At 66.5% G+C, this 12,493-nt stretch carries 10 protein-coding genes; 3 read left to right on the top strand and 7 right to left on the bottom strand.

The features are described 5' to 3' along the window. Positions 1-50: 50 nt before the first annotated feature. Genes BN1959_RS13725 through BN1959_RS13745 form a run of 5 tightly spaced genes read right to left on the bottom strand, consistent with a single transcriptional unit; the run spans position 51 to position 5,976 of the window. Positions 51-1,004 (bottom strand): branched-chain amino acid ABC transporter permease, encoded by a 954-nt coding sequence (locus BN1959_RS13725; protein ID WP_053949185.1) that lies wholly within the window; start codon positions 1,002-1,004, stop codon positions 51-53. After that, positions 1,004-3,049, bottom strand: a complete 2,046-nt coding sequence (locus tag BN1959_RS13730; protein WP_053949186.1) for an AMP-binding protein — start codon at positions 3,047-3,049, stop codon at positions 1,004-1,006. The genes BN1959_RS13725 and BN1959_RS13730 overlap by 1 nt, the downstream gene beginning before the upstream one ends. Before the next feature lies 1 nt (position 3,050). Further along, positions 3,051-3,887 carry an ABC transporter ATP-binding protein gene (locus tag BN1959_RS13735; RefSeq protein ID WP_079978751.1) on the bottom strand — a complete coding sequence of 279 codons (837 nt, stop codon included), beginning with the start codon at positions 3,885-3,887 and terminating at the stop codon, positions 3,051-3,053. Next, on the bottom strand, positions 3,887-4,729 hold the full coding sequence (locus BN1959_RS13740) for an ABC transporter ATP-binding protein (RefSeq protein ID WP_053949187.1): 843 nt from the start codon (positions 4,727-4,729) through the stop codon (positions 3,887-3,889). The genes BN1959_RS13735 and BN1959_RS13740 overlap by 1 nt, the downstream gene beginning before the upstream one ends. After that, positions 4,729-5,976, bottom strand: a complete 1,248-nt coding sequence (locus tag BN1959_RS13745) for an ABC transporter substrate-binding protein (RefSeq protein WP_053949188.1) — start codon at positions 5,974-5,976, stop codon at positions 4,729-4,731. The genes BN1959_RS13740 and BN1959_RS13745 overlap by 1 nt, the downstream gene beginning before the upstream one ends. 127 nt (positions 5,977-6,103) lie before the next feature. Between BN1959_RS13745 and BN1959_RS13750 the strand changes: the two genes are divergently transcribed. After that, on the top strand, positions 6,104-6,502 hold the full coding sequence (locus BN1959_RS13750) for a universal stress protein (RefSeq protein WP_053949189.1): 399 nt from the start codon (positions 6,104-6,106) through the stop codon (positions 6,500-6,502). Positions 6,503-6,575: 73 nt separating this feature from the next. Further along, positions 6,576-7,742: an acyl-CoA dehydrogenase family protein gene (locus tag BN1959_RS13755; RefSeq protein WP_053949190.1), complete on the top strand. Its 1,167-nt coding sequence runs from the start codon at positions 6,576-6,578 to the stop codon at positions 7,740-7,742. A gap of 9 nt (positions 7,743-7,751) precedes the next feature. Here BN1959_RS13755 and BN1959_RS13760 read toward each other — a convergent pair whose 3' ends face one another. Beyond that, positions 7,752-8,174: an HIT family protein gene (locus BN1959_RS13760; RefSeq protein WP_053949191.1), complete on the bottom strand. Its 423-nt coding sequence runs from the start codon at positions 8,172-8,174 to the stop codon at positions 7,752-7,754. 171 nt (positions 8,175-8,345) lie between these two features. Here BN1959_RS13760 and BN1959_RS13765 point away from each other — a divergent pair, with 171 nt between their 5' ends. Then, positions 8,346-11,753, top strand: a complete 3,408-nt coding sequence (locus tag BN1959_RS13765; RefSeq protein WP_053949192.1) for a pentapeptide repeat-containing protein — start codon at positions 8,346-8,348, stop codon at positions 11,751-11,753. A 3-nt stretch (positions 11,754-11,756) separates the two neighbouring features. Here BN1959_RS13765 and BN1959_RS13770 read toward each other — a convergent pair whose 3' ends face one another. After that, positions 11,757-12,347, bottom strand: a complete 591-nt coding sequence (locus tag BN1959_RS13770; RefSeq protein ID WP_053949193.1) for a YqhA family protein — start codon at positions 12,345-12,347, stop codon at positions 11,757-11,759. Positions 12,348-12,493: the final 146 nt, after the last annotated feature.

A 12,493-nucleotide genomic window follows, 5' to 3' on the forward strand; every position in this document is an offset into this window, starting at 1 on the left:
TACGTCGTCGGTGCGCCTGACGGCGCGTAGGGGATCGTGTCCTGCCATTCTCAGAGCCTCTCGATCCGCTCGGTGCCGTACAGGCCGTACGGTTTCACCATGATCACCACGAGGAGGAAGATCATCGGGAGGATCTCCCCGAAGCCGGCGCCGAAGTTCGCCTGCACGTCCAGCAGGGGGACGACGACGGCGGTCCCGCCCTCGAGGTAGTACGAACCCAGCTCCTGCAGGAGTCCGACCACGATGGACCCGATGAAGGCGCCGGGGATGCTGTCCAGCCCGCCGAAGACGACGGCCGCGAAGATGATGATGCCCGTCGTCTCGATTGAAAAGGCGGCGCCCCCGCTGGACATCGCCAGCAGGATGCCGCCGATCGCGGTGACGGCGATGGAGAGCGTCCACGCCAGCGCGATCGTCCGCTCGATCGAGACGCCGAGCACCATCGCCGCCTGCTCGTCGCTCGCCGACGCCCGGAGGATGGAGCCGGTGACGGTGCTCCGGAAGAACAGCATCAGCACGCCGACCACGATCAGGGCGATGACGACCGCGACCGCGTAGGCGCCCTGGATCGACGCACCGAGGGGGAGCCCGACGGACCAGTCGAACGCCAGCTCCGCGGGGTAGGCCTTGAAGTTCCGGCCGAACAGGAACGCGATGAACCCCTCGAAGATCCCGCCCAGCGCCAGCGTGACGATGATGACCGAGAGCACCGGCTCGCCGATGAACTGCCGGAACACGACCCGTTCGAGCGCGAGGCCGAGCCCCACGCCCACGAGTATCGTGAGCACGACGGCGGCCCACGCCGGCAGCGCCGTCGGGAGGATCGCGGCCGTCCCGAAGATGACGACGCTGTAGGCGCCGACCATCGCGATCTGGCCCTGTGCGAAGTTGAGCACGCCAGTCACCTTGTAGATGAGCGAAAAGCCCATCGCGACCAGCGCGTACAGCGCGCCGAGGCCGATGCCGGAGACGGCGATGTCGAAGAAGGTGGTGAGATCCACCATTACTCCATCACCACCCCGAGGTCGGCGTCCTCGTCGATCGGTTCGTCCACGTCGACGACGCGCATCACGCCGCGCTCGTCGGACTCACGCCCGTCCTGGTAGGTGATCGTTATCTCCATCTCCACGCTGTCACTGCCGTCGTAGAGCGCCTCCACGACGTCGTCGTACCGGTCCATCACGACTTCTCGCCGGAGCTTCCCGGTCCGGGTGAGCTCGCCGTCGTCGGCGTCGAACTCCTTGAACAGGACGATGAACCGCTGGATCGGGTTGTCGAGCTCCTCGTTGGTCTCGGCGACCACGTCCCGCATCAGCTCCAGCACTTCGGGCTTCTGCGTGAGGTCGCGGTAGCCGGCGTACTGGATGTCCCGCTGGTCGGCCCACTCGGCGACGTTGTTGAACCGGATGTTCAGCACCGCCGTCAGGTCCTCGCGGCCGTCGCCGACGACCATCGCCTCCTTCAGGTAGGGGTTGAACTTCAGCTTCGTCTCGACGCTGATGGGGGCGATCGCGGTGCCGTCCTGCATCTCCATCACGTCGTCCATCCGGTCGAAGATCTTGACGTGGCCGTCGTCGGTGAGCGCGCCGAAGTCGTCGGTGTGGAGCCAGCCGTCCTCGATGGCGGACTCGGTCTTCTCGGGCATCCCGTAGTAGCCCGAGGTGACCACCGGGCCGCGGACGACCAGTTCGCCCTCGGGGGTGATCCCCACCTCGATGTTCGGGAACACCTCCCCGACGGTCTCGACCTGCACGTCGTCGTCGCGGTGCATCGTCACGAACCCACAGACCTCCGACTGGCCCCAGATCTGCTTCAGCGGGACGCCCATCGCGTGGTAGTACTCGAAGTGGTCCTCGCCGAGCGGGCCGCCGCCGGTGTAGACGTTCTTCGCCCGCTTCAGCCCGATCTTGTCGAGGATCGGGCGGTAGGCCACCCAGTAGGAGAGCCAGTGGGCCGCCCGCAGGGTGGCGGGCGGCTCCTCGTCGTTCTTGTCGCCGATGACGTACTCCGCGTACCGCTCGCCGATGCTCATCGCCTTGTCGTACACCCACTTCTTGAACCGCGTCGTGTTCTCGATCTTCGCCTTCACGTCGGCAACCCACGCCTCGTAGCGGTTGGGCGAGGAGAAGATGATCTCGGGGCCGATCTCCCGGAGGTCCTCGTCCTCGGTCTCGGGCTGTTCGGGGAAGTTCGCGGTCCAGCCGCCGACGAACGCCGCCGCGAGCAGGATCATCTGCTCGCCGACCCACGCCATCGGGAGGTAGGAGAAGTAGTCCGACTCCTTGGGCAGCGGGTCGATGTCGATGGCGGCGTTGGCCAGGTTCACGAAGTTGAAGTGCGAAAGCCGGACGCGCTTGGGCATCCCGGTGGTGCCCGAGGTGGGAGCCAGCATCGCCGTCGTCTCGGGGTCGACGGTCGTGATCTGCTGGTGGAGGTAGTCGTCGTCGACGTCGCCCGACGCCAGTCGCTGCTCGCCGCGGGCCTCGATGTCGTCGTAGGCGACGATCTCGGGGTCGTCGGGGCCGACCTTCTCGCCGTTCTCGTACCGGAACATCCCCTTCTCGTCGCGGTAGATGATGGTTTCGAGCGACGGCACGCTGTCGGCGACCAACAGCAGCTTGTCGACCATCTCCTGATCCTCCGCGTAGACGATGCTCGGCTCCAGCAGCTGGAGTTGCTTCTCGATATCCTCGGGGAGCATGTCCTCGTAGTTCGGCGCGGCCATGCCACCCAGCGACTGGGCGGCGATCCACGCCCACAGTTGGTGGGGGCGGTTGTAGCCGATGGTGAACAGCACGTCCTCGTCGCCGAACCCGTACTCCTCGAGCCCGAGCGCAAACTGCTCGACGCGCTCGTAGTACTCCTCCCAGGTGAACTCCTGCCAGACGCCGTAGCGCTTCCAGCGCAGGGCGGTGTCCTCGGGGTGCTCCTCGGCGTGGTCGACGAGGATCTCCGGGAGCGCCCGGTCGGAGACGATCTCGACGGTCTCGTCGTCGGGCGCCGTGAGCACGCGGTCGATGGTGAGCCCCTCGGCGTCGTCCTCAGCCACGTCAGTCCACCCCCGTGTAGACGCGGGCGACTTCGGGGTCCTCGGTGACCGCCTCCGGCGGCCCCCGCGCGATGACACCGCCTTTCTGCATCACGATCATCCGGTCGGAGACGGCGGTGACGACCTCCAAGTCGTGTTCGATCATCACCAGCGTCATCCCCTCCTCCTCGTGGAGGTCGGTCAGAAAGCGGATCATGTCGTACTTCTCGTCGAACGTGAGGCCGCTCATCGCCTCGTCCAGCAGCAGGACGTCGGGTTCGAGCGCGAGCGAGCGCGCCAGATCCACCCGGCGCTGCACGCCGAGGGGGAGCGCCGACACGGTCGCGTGGCGGTGCTCCCAGAGCTCGAGGTAGTCGAGTATCTCCTCGACCCGGCGCATGTTCCGGGCCTCGACCTGCCGACCCCGACCGTAGAACAGCAGCGCCGACAGCAGGTTCGGCCGCTCGTGGACCGCACGGACGGTCATCACGTTCTCGAGAACGTTCTCCTCCTCGAACAGTTCGAGCCCCTGGAACGTCCGGGCCAGCCCCTGTCGCGCCCGGTAGTGGGACGGGCGGCCGGTCACATCCTCGCCGTTCAGGTAGACGACCCCGCCGGGGTCCGGCGAGTAGAAGCCGTTGAGGATGTTCAACAGCGTCGTTTTGCCGGCGCCGTTGGGGCCGACGATGGAGACCCACTCGCCGCTGTCGATCCCGATCGTCACGTCGTCGACGGCGGTGATGGAGCCGAACGTCTTCGTCACGTCGCGACAGCCGATGACGGCTTCCTCGGGGCGGACGTGGGCGCCCTCCCGGAGCGAGGCCGCACGCTGGTCGGCGGTCGCGTCCTCGGTGCTCATCAGGTCCACCTCTTACGGATCTTGTAGTGCCGGATGTCGGTGTAGCGGGAGTCCTCGCTCGACGTTCCGAGGTAGAACTCCTTGATCTCCTCGCGCTGGACCAGCTGGTCGGCCGGGTCGTGGAGTTCGATCTGCCCGTTCTCCATGACGTAGCCGTAGTCCGCGATGTCGAGGGTTCGCTTTGCGTTCTGGTCGGCGACGATCATGGTGATGTCCTCCTTTTCGTTGATCTCGACGAGCGTCTCGAAGATGTCCTGCACGAGCTTCGGCGCCAGCCCCAGCGAGGGCTCGTCGAGCAGGAGCAGCTCCGGCCGGTGGATGAGCGCCCGGGCGATCACCAGCATCTGCTGTTGGCCGCCGCTGGCGTAGCCCGCTTTCAGGTCCATGATCTCCTTCAGCTGCGGGAAGTAGTCGAACGCGATGTCGTAGTCGTCCTCGTCGAACCGGAAGCGCCGGCCGCCGCGGTAGAGGCCACACCGGAGGTTCTCCTCGACGGTGAGGTCCTCGAACACGCGGCGGCCCTCCAGAATGTGGGTGATGCCGCGGTTCACCATCTCGTTGGCGCCGAAGTTGGTCACGTCCTCGCCCCGGTAGAACACCTTCCCGCGGCTGACTTCGCCGCGTTCGGTCCGCCCGATGCCGCTGATCATCTTCAGGATCGTCGACTTCCCGGCGCCGTTGGGGCCGAGCAGCGCGACGATGTTCCCCTCGTCGACGGACATCGAGACGCCCTGCACCGCCAGGAAGTGGTCGTCGTAGACGATCTCGACGTTGTCGAGCTCGACGACGGCCCGTTCGGCGTCGGACTCGATGGCCCCCGCCGCGTGCGATTCGGCCGGCATCACAGTCCGATCCACTCGTCACGCCGGGGGAGCTCGACGGTCGTGTCGAAGCTGAGCGAGCCGTCGGTCACCTCGAACAGCCGCCCGGTCATAGTGGGCCGGCGGTCCCCCTCCTCGAACGTGTACGGTTCGGCGAGCCCCTCCATGTCGTCGTCCTCGATGCCGAACATCCCGTTGCGGGCGTTCGGGCCGGTCAGGTCGTCGTCGTTGTCGATGGCGTTCTGGAGCCCCTTCAGCGCGAGCAGCGCGTGGATGACCCCGCGGACGTAGTTGAGCTGGGCCACCTCGGTGTTGTCCATGCTCCGGTCCTCGCGCTCGAAGTTGGCCTCGATGATGTCGGCACCGAGCCCGCCGCTGTCGAGCGCTCCCTGGAACGTCTTGAACGCGTTGACGTAGCGGACGCCCTCGAACAGCTCGGGCGACTCGGAGACGACACGCTCGTCGACGGTGTAGGTGAGCCCACACACCGTCACGTCCGGGTACACGTCTTCCTTGTCCTGTAGGAGCACCCGCATCGGGGCGGACGTGTTCTGGTGGATGAGGTAGTCGACGTTGCCATCCTTGGCCTGCCGGAGCTGGGTCGTCGCCGAGTTGGCCGTCAGTGGGAGGTTGATGTCGGAGCCGACCTCGAGGCCGAGCTCCTCGGCGTACTGCTTCCCGCCCTCGACCGGGGACTGGCCGAACGGGGTGTTCGAGAAGATGAACGCGATCTTCGCCTCGGGGTCGTTGTCGGCGATCCACTTCAGGTGCGCCCGCGCCTGACTCGTGTAGTCGAGGTTGCCGAAGAAGTTGTACGGCGCCTCCTCGGTCACCAAGTTCGCGGAGTACGACGCCGAGATGTAGACGATCTCGTCCTCGGCGACCGTGCCCGAGAGCGCCTCGGTGTCCGCGGTCCCCCACCCGATGATCATCGGCGGGTTCTCGCCCGACGTGTACTCCTGGTAGAGCTGCTGGGCCTCCGGTACCTCGTAGGCGTAGTCCTCGTTGGGGTGGTCGATCTCCCGTGAGAGGAGGTCGTTCTCGTTGATGTACGCGATCGTATCCCGGGAGCCGATCGCGGCCGGCCGCCCGACGTCGGACGTGCCGCCGCTCTCGTCGTAGATCCCCGGTACTGTGACCGCATTGGAGTTTCCGCCGCCACCGCCACAGCCCGCAAGCGTGAGCGCGACCCCGCTGGCTGCCGCACCTTTCAGAAGCCGTCGCCGTCCCACCGTCGTCTCGAACGTGTTCTCGTCGTTACGTGGCATTATGTAACACGCAACAATGGAAGTATACATCATATTTAATGGTTGGGTTGAGATACGCCGACGTGAACGTGAACCGGGGTTCACCGCGGGGAAACAGTAAAACACTCCCCCGCCCATTTCGTGGGATATGTACACGTTCCTCGTAGGAATCGACGCCGACGAATCCCGAGCGCTCGCACAGGCCGAAACGCTCGCCGAACTCCCGCTGGAGGCGGACGCGGTGCGTGCGGTTCTCGTCCACTCCTTCGAGGAGAAGACGAAGGGGAGCACCGTCGAACAGGTCAAGGCCGTCCGTCTCGCACGAGACCAGCTGGAGGACGCCGGCATCGAAGTCGAGTTGGAGGGGTACGGCGGCGACGCCGTCAGGGCGATCCTCAACGTCGCGAAGGAGCACGACGCCGACCAGATCGTCCTCGCCGGGCGGAAGCGGACGCCGACGGGGAAAGTCCTCTTCGGCAGCGTCACACAGAGCGTCATCCTCGACACGGAGCGGCCCGTCCTCGTCTGTAGCGCCGACGAGGAGTGAGACGGGAGTTGCTGACGGCCGCAAAACCAGTACTAATGTACCGGGGGTGCCTGTGAGTATGTGAAACACAACCATGGATTTCGACAGTAGCTCCGAGCAGGCGATGATCCGCTCGACCGCGAGCGAGATCGCGTCCCAGTTCGGGCCGGCACACTGGCGCGAAAAGGAGGAGAACGGCGAGTTCTCGGCGGCGTTCTGGGACGAGCTCGGCGAGGCGGGGTTCCACGGGCTGTTGATCCCGCCGGAGTACGAGGGGGCCGGGATGGGGATGCAGGAGATGGGGGTGGCGATGGAGACGCTGTGTGCGGAGGGGTGTGGGATGGCCGGCACCTGGTATCTCGTGCTCACGGCCGGGATGGCGGCGGTCGGTATCCGCGAGCACGGCACCGAGGCCCAGAAGGAGCGCTACCTGCCCGACATCGCGGCCGGGGACCGCAACTTCTCGATCGGGATCACCGAGCCCGAGGCCGGAACGAACACGCTGAACGTCGCGACCCGCGCCGAGAAGGACGGCGACGAGTACGTGCTCGACGGGCAGAAAGCGTGGATCACGTTCTCGGACCGGGCCGACAACATGATCCTCGTCACGCGGACCACCCCCCGCGAGGAGGTCGATCGCGGCACCGATGGGATCAGCCTCTTCGTCGTCGACATGGACGATCCGGGGATCGAGACGGTCCCGATCCCGAAACACGGCATCAACTACTCGAAGTCCTGTGAGGTGTTCATCGAGGACGTCAGAGTCCCCGAGGCGAACCTGCTCGGCGAGGAGGATCGTGGCTGGTGGCCGTTGGTCGACATGCTCAACCCCGAGCGAATCGGGTTCGCCGCCGCCGGCACCGGGATCGGGAAGCTCGCGGCCGAGACCGCGATCGAGTACGCCAACGACCGCGAGGTGTTCGGGCAGCCGATCGGCGGCCACCAAGCGGTCTCCTTCCCGATCACGAAAGCCTACGCCCGGATGGAGGCGGCCGCGCTGATGCGCGACAAGGCAGCGTGGCGCTACGATCAGGGCGAGGACTGTGGCTACGAGTCCAACGTCGCCAAGGCCACCGCCGTCGAGGCCGGGATCGAGGCCGTCAAACAGTCGATGCAGGCGTTCGGCGGCTGGGGGTACGCCACGGAGTACGACGTCGAGCGCTGGTGGCGCGAGATCAACCTCACGCGGCTGGCGCCGGTGAGCCAGCAGATGGCGTACAACCACATCGGCCAGGAGCTCGGCTTCCCGAAGTCCTACTGAGCCGCCACGTCAGTCGCCGCGGATCGTCGCGGCGATCTCGTCGAGCTCCTCGTCGGTGGGCGACTCGCTCGCCGGGGAGATCGTGTGGAACGAGCCGCCGCCGTCGCCGTCGAACCGCGGGACGAGGTGGACGTGCGTGTGGGGAATCTCTTGCCCGGCGGCCTCGCCGTCGTTGATGCCGATCGAGACCGCGTCGGCGTCGACGGCGTCCTCGACGGCCGCGGAGAGCTCGTGGACCGCGTCGAACAGTTCGGCGGCCGCCTCGCCCGGGATGTCGTGCAGCCGCCCGTAGTGCTGCTTGGGGACGACGAGCGTGTGCCCGGGCGCGAGCGGGTTCGCGTCGAGGAAGGCGACGGCGTGGTCGGTCTCCTCGACGATCCGGCCGGGGATGTCGCCGGCGACGATGCGACAGAAGATGCAGTCTTCGGCCATGGACGGGCGTTGGACGGCTCGGGCCATGAAACCTCGGGCCAGCCCGACCGCCGGCGGCCCCGCGACACGATCTCCCTTTCGGTATCCGCCGCCTTCGGGGGTGAGCACACCGGTTCGCGATCCGGGGAAAACCTTATTCGTCACCGATCTATTGGTGCATTGAGAAAACGAATGGGAGAGTGTCGATTCACCTTCGATCGAGCGTCGGCGGAACAGGCGCCGGAGTCGCTCGACGGCTGGTCCTGTCCACACGAGACTCATCCGGACGCGGAGCGGTGTGTGTTCCACCTCACGCCGGGCGAGCGGGGCGAACTCGGCGTCGACGACGAGGCAGTGGTCGATGCGTTTCTGGATCGGGCGCTCGGATCGGGCGAGGCAGCCAAGCAGTTCGTCGGCGCCCAGTTCGGGGAGATGGACCTGCGGCGGCGGATCGTCGCCGCCGACGACCGGCACCCGATCGACCTCCGGTACGCGTCAATCGAGGGGACGTTCGATCTCCGGAACGCCGTCGTCAGCCAGCCGATCCGGCTGAACGGCGCCGAGATCGGGACGCTCGCGTGTCGCGACGCGACCGTCGAGGGCGAGTTCGAGTTCGTCGACGGCCGCTGTACCGGCCCCGTCGAGGGGGTGGAAGTGGTGTTCGAGGGTGACGTGGACTGGCGGGACGCCACCTTCGAAGGGCCGGTCACCCTCGACGAGGCACGGTTCGAGGGCGACGGCGCGATCGGCGGGGCGCGGTTCCGCGACGACGCGCAGTTCCGCGGGGCGGAGTTCCACGGGGAGACGAACCACCTCGACGACGACATCTCCTTCGAGGCGGCGGAGTTCGACGGGGCGGCGTCGTTCGCGAACGCCGAGTTCGAGCACGCCGACTTCGGCGGCGTCACGTTCCGGGCGTCCGCGTCGTTCGCCGAGACCGTGTTCGACGGCAGGGGCGAGTTCGTCGGCGCCCACTTCGAGGCGGCCGTCGAGTTCGACGACGCCTATCTCGACGGCGGGACGTTCCACGACGCCACCTTCGAGGGGTCCGTGACGTTCGACGCGACCGAGTTCGACCGCGACGGCGTGTTCACCGACGCGACCGTCGAGGGCGAGGCCTCCTTCGAGGAGGTCCGCTTCCGCGAGGACGCGAACTTCGCGGGGGCGGCGTTCGAGTCGACCGTGACGTTTCTCGGCACCGAAGTCGAGGGCGGGGACAACGTCGTCGACGACGACGCCAGCTTCGAGGGAGTGACGTTCCGGGAGGCGACGTTCGACGCCGTCCAGTTCCGCTATGCGACGTTCGAGGACGCCACCTTCGCGGGGACGGCGAGCTTCGGGGAGACGACGTTCGACGACGACGGCGTGTTCACCGGGGCGACGTTCCGCGAGCCTGCGACGTTCCTGGAGTGTCGGTTCCGTGACGACGCCGCCTTCGACGACGCCAGCTTCGAGGCGACGGCGACGTTCGACGGCGCCGAGTTCCAGGGCGGCGCCAACACGAAAGACGAGGACGGCACCTTCGAGAACGCGACGTTCGACGGCGAGGCGTCGTTCCACCGGGCTCGCTTCCGCGCCGCGGCGTTCGCGGGCGTGACGTTCGGGGACGAGGCCGACTTCGAGTCGGTCGTGTTCGACCGAGCAGCCACGTTCGCGGACTGTACCTTCGAGGGCGAATCGACGTTCGACGACTGTCGATTCCGCGGTGACGCGACGTTCGCGGACGCGACGTTCGGCGACGAGGCCGACTTCGAGTCGGTCGTGTTCGACCGAACGGCCACGTTCGACGAGTGCACGTTCGAGGACGAGCCCCGCTTCGACGAGAGTCGCTTCCGGGGCGACGCGGACTTCGTCGACGCCGTCTTCGAGGCCGAGGCGTGGTTCCAGGGAGTCGAGTTCCAGGGTCGATCACGGATCCTCGAGGGGGACGTGAGCTTCCGGAACGCGATCTTCCGCGGGGTCATCCACTTCGAGCGGGCCGAGTTCGGCTTCGCCGTGTTCGACGACGCGGAGTTCCACGATAACTGTTCGTTCGCCGATACGTCGTTCACCGACAACGCGACGTTCGAGACGGTGCAGTTCCGGGGGAACGCCACGTTCGAGCGGGCGGTGTTCGTGGCGAGTGCGGAGTTCGAGGGGGCGACCTTCGCGGGCGTCGCGGAGTTCAGCGAGGCGGAGTTCCGGGACAACGCGAGCTTCGAAAACGCGACGTTCGCCGGCACGACGACGTTCAAAGGGGTGAGCTTCCACGGGAGCGAGACGGTCGTGGAGGACGACTCGTCGTTCGGCGGGGCGACGTTCGAAAACGGCGTGACGTTCGCCCGCGCGCGGTTCCGGTTCGCGAACTTCACCGACGCGACGTTCGGGGGCAGAGTCGAGTTCACGGAGGCGATCCACGAAGCCGGCGCCAACTTCGACGGCGCCGAAGTGGCGGGCCGCTTCGACGCGACGGAGGCACAGTACGACGGCACCGTGACAGTCGACGGCGCGACGTTCCACGCGCCGTGTGATTTCACCGACGCGGCGTTCGGCGGCGACACGGCACTCAACGGCTCCATGGTCGCGTTCGAGAACACGACGTTCGACGACGTGGTGTCGTTCGCGGACGCGAAGTTCGGGCCGGTCGAGTTCGACGACACCGCCTTCGGCGCCGGCGTCACCTTCGCCGGATCGAGGTTCGAAGAGACGTTCGATCTGACCATCGAACCGGTCGACGCCGAGACGGTCGTCGACATGTCCGGCGTCTCGTTCGCGGACGGGCGGATCGCCCAGCCCGCCGACGGAGCGGTGTTCTACGACATGGAACAGGCCGTGCTCCGGGACGTCAAGCTCGAAAGGAACGATGCGGGGACCGACGAGCACGAACTGTTCGATTACTTCCGGTTCTGTCACACCGAGTTCGAAGACTTCGACTTCTCGAAACACAACGAGGAGCTGGCACGGACCGACTGGACGATCCACGAGTTCAGGTTCGACGGCTCGGGGGGCGAGCCCCGAGGAGTCACTGACGGCGGGGAGTCGATACGGACGCCGAACCGTAGTATCGGCCCAGTCGAGTCGCCCTCGAAGCTCGAATCGACGTACTTGAAGGCGAAAAACAGCGCCGGCGCGTTCGGCCACCGGAAGGCCGCCGCCGAGTTCTTCATCAAGGAGCTCACCTACCGCCGCAAGAAGAACGTCCGGGCGTTCACCCACGGCGGGGGGACGGTCCGCGACCGCCTGACTGCCGGCGGGAAGGCGCTCGGCAACTGGGTGCTCTACCAGACGTGTGGCTACGGGGAGCGCCTCTGGCGGGTCGTCTACGTCTCCAGCGTGCTCGTGTTCCTGTGGGGGGTGTTCTACACCCTGTTTACCCGGGGGACGACCGGCGCGGTCGAAGCCAACGCCCTCGAAGGGCCGCTGGCGCTGTTCACCCCCGGCGGCGTCATCACCCTCGGAAAGAACGTCTACTTCAGTATCGTGACGTTCACGACGCTCGGCTACGGCGACGTCCAGCCCGTGGGCACCGTCGCCCGAACGCTCGCCGGCATCGAGTCGTTCGTCGGCGCGTTGCTCGTCGCGCTCGTCGTGTTCGTCCTCGGTCGGCGTGTGGCCCGCTGAGAGTCACTCCGTCGCCCACTTGAAGAAGCCGAGGCTGAACGCGAGGATGGCGGCGCCGGCGGGGATCACGAGGAATCGCTCGATCTCCGTGATCTGGTCGGCATTTGCGACCATCTGCTCGAAGAACTTGATCGCGAGGATGACGAGGACGACCTCGATGAGCTTGTTCTTGAGCTCGCCGGTCGACTCGAACTTGAACCAGTCGGGGCGGATGCTCGACCGCTCGGCCGGGTCAAGCTCGCTGATGAAGAAGTCGTAGATGCCAAAGGAGAAGATGACGAGGATGATGCCGACGAGGAACGCGTCGAGCGCCTTGATGATCGGGAGCGTCACCTCCTGTGAGCTCCCGAGGTGCTGGCCGATGACCAGCGCCGACATCGCCTTCGCGGTGTGGTAGGTGCCGTTGGCGAACATCACGGTCGAGCCGATGAACGCGACGATGACGGGGACGAGGAGCGTGTACCTGAGCGCGAAGAACCGCGACTCGAAATGTCGGTTCAGCCACTGCTCGCTGCTGCCCATCTCGAGTTCCTCCCCGCCGTCGGACGCGTGGGTCCCGTGCTCGCCGGCCTCGACCGTGTCTCCGTTTGCCATGGTGGCTCGGAGTTTTCGATGCACCATCATTATAGTAGTGATTAGTCGATGGCCTGATATATTGTCGAGATCGGGGAGGGCAGTCGCGGCGACGGCCGGTCCCGAACGGGGCGGGCGACCCATGTCAAATAGCCACGTACTTTTTT

Origin of the sequence: Halolamina sediminis (assembly GCF_001282785.1) — an archaeon.
GTDB classification, from domain to species: domain Archaea; phylum Halobacteriota; class Halobacteria; order Halobacteriales; family Haloferacaceae; genus Halolamina; species Halolamina sediminis.

Excerpts from the sequence above, each read along its gene's own strand:
- BN1959_RS13765 (WP_053949192.1), top strand. The coding sequence starts at position 8,346 with ATGGGAGAGTGTCGATTCACCTTCGATCGAGCGTCGGCGGAACAGGCG.
- BN1959_RS13745 (WP_053949188.1), bottom strand. The coding sequence starts at position 5,976 with ATGCCACGTAACGACGAGAACACGTTCGAGACGACGGTGGGACGGCGA.
- BN1959_RS13725 (WP_053949185.1), bottom strand. The coding sequence starts at position 1,004 with ATGGTGGATCTCACCACCTTCTTCGACATCGCCGTCTCCGGCATCGGC.
- BN1959_RS13770 (WP_053949193.1), bottom strand. The coding sequence starts at position 12,347 with ATGGCAAACGGAGACACGGTCGAGGCCGGCGAGCACGGGACCCACGCG.
- BN1959_RS13755 (WP_053949190.1), top strand. The coding sequence starts at position 6,576 with ATGGATTTCGACAGTAGCTCCGAGCAGGCGATGATCCGCTCGACCGCG.
- BN1959_RS13750 (WP_053949189.1), top strand. The coding sequence starts at position 6,104 with ATGTACACGTTCCTCGTAGGAATCGACGCCGACGAATCCCGAGCGCTC.
- BN1959_RS13760 (WP_053949191.1), bottom strand. The coding sequence starts at position 8,174 with ATGGCCGAAGACTGCATCTTCTGTCGCATCGTCGCCGGCGACATCCCC.
- BN1959_RS13740 (WP_053949187.1), bottom strand. The coding sequence starts at position 4,729 with ATGCCGGCCGAATCGCACGCGGCGGGGGCCATCGAGTCCGACGCCGAA.
- BN1959_RS13735 (WP_079978751.1), bottom strand. The coding sequence starts at position 3,887 with ATGAGCACCGAGGACGCGACCGCCGACCAGCGTGCGGCCTCGCTCCGG.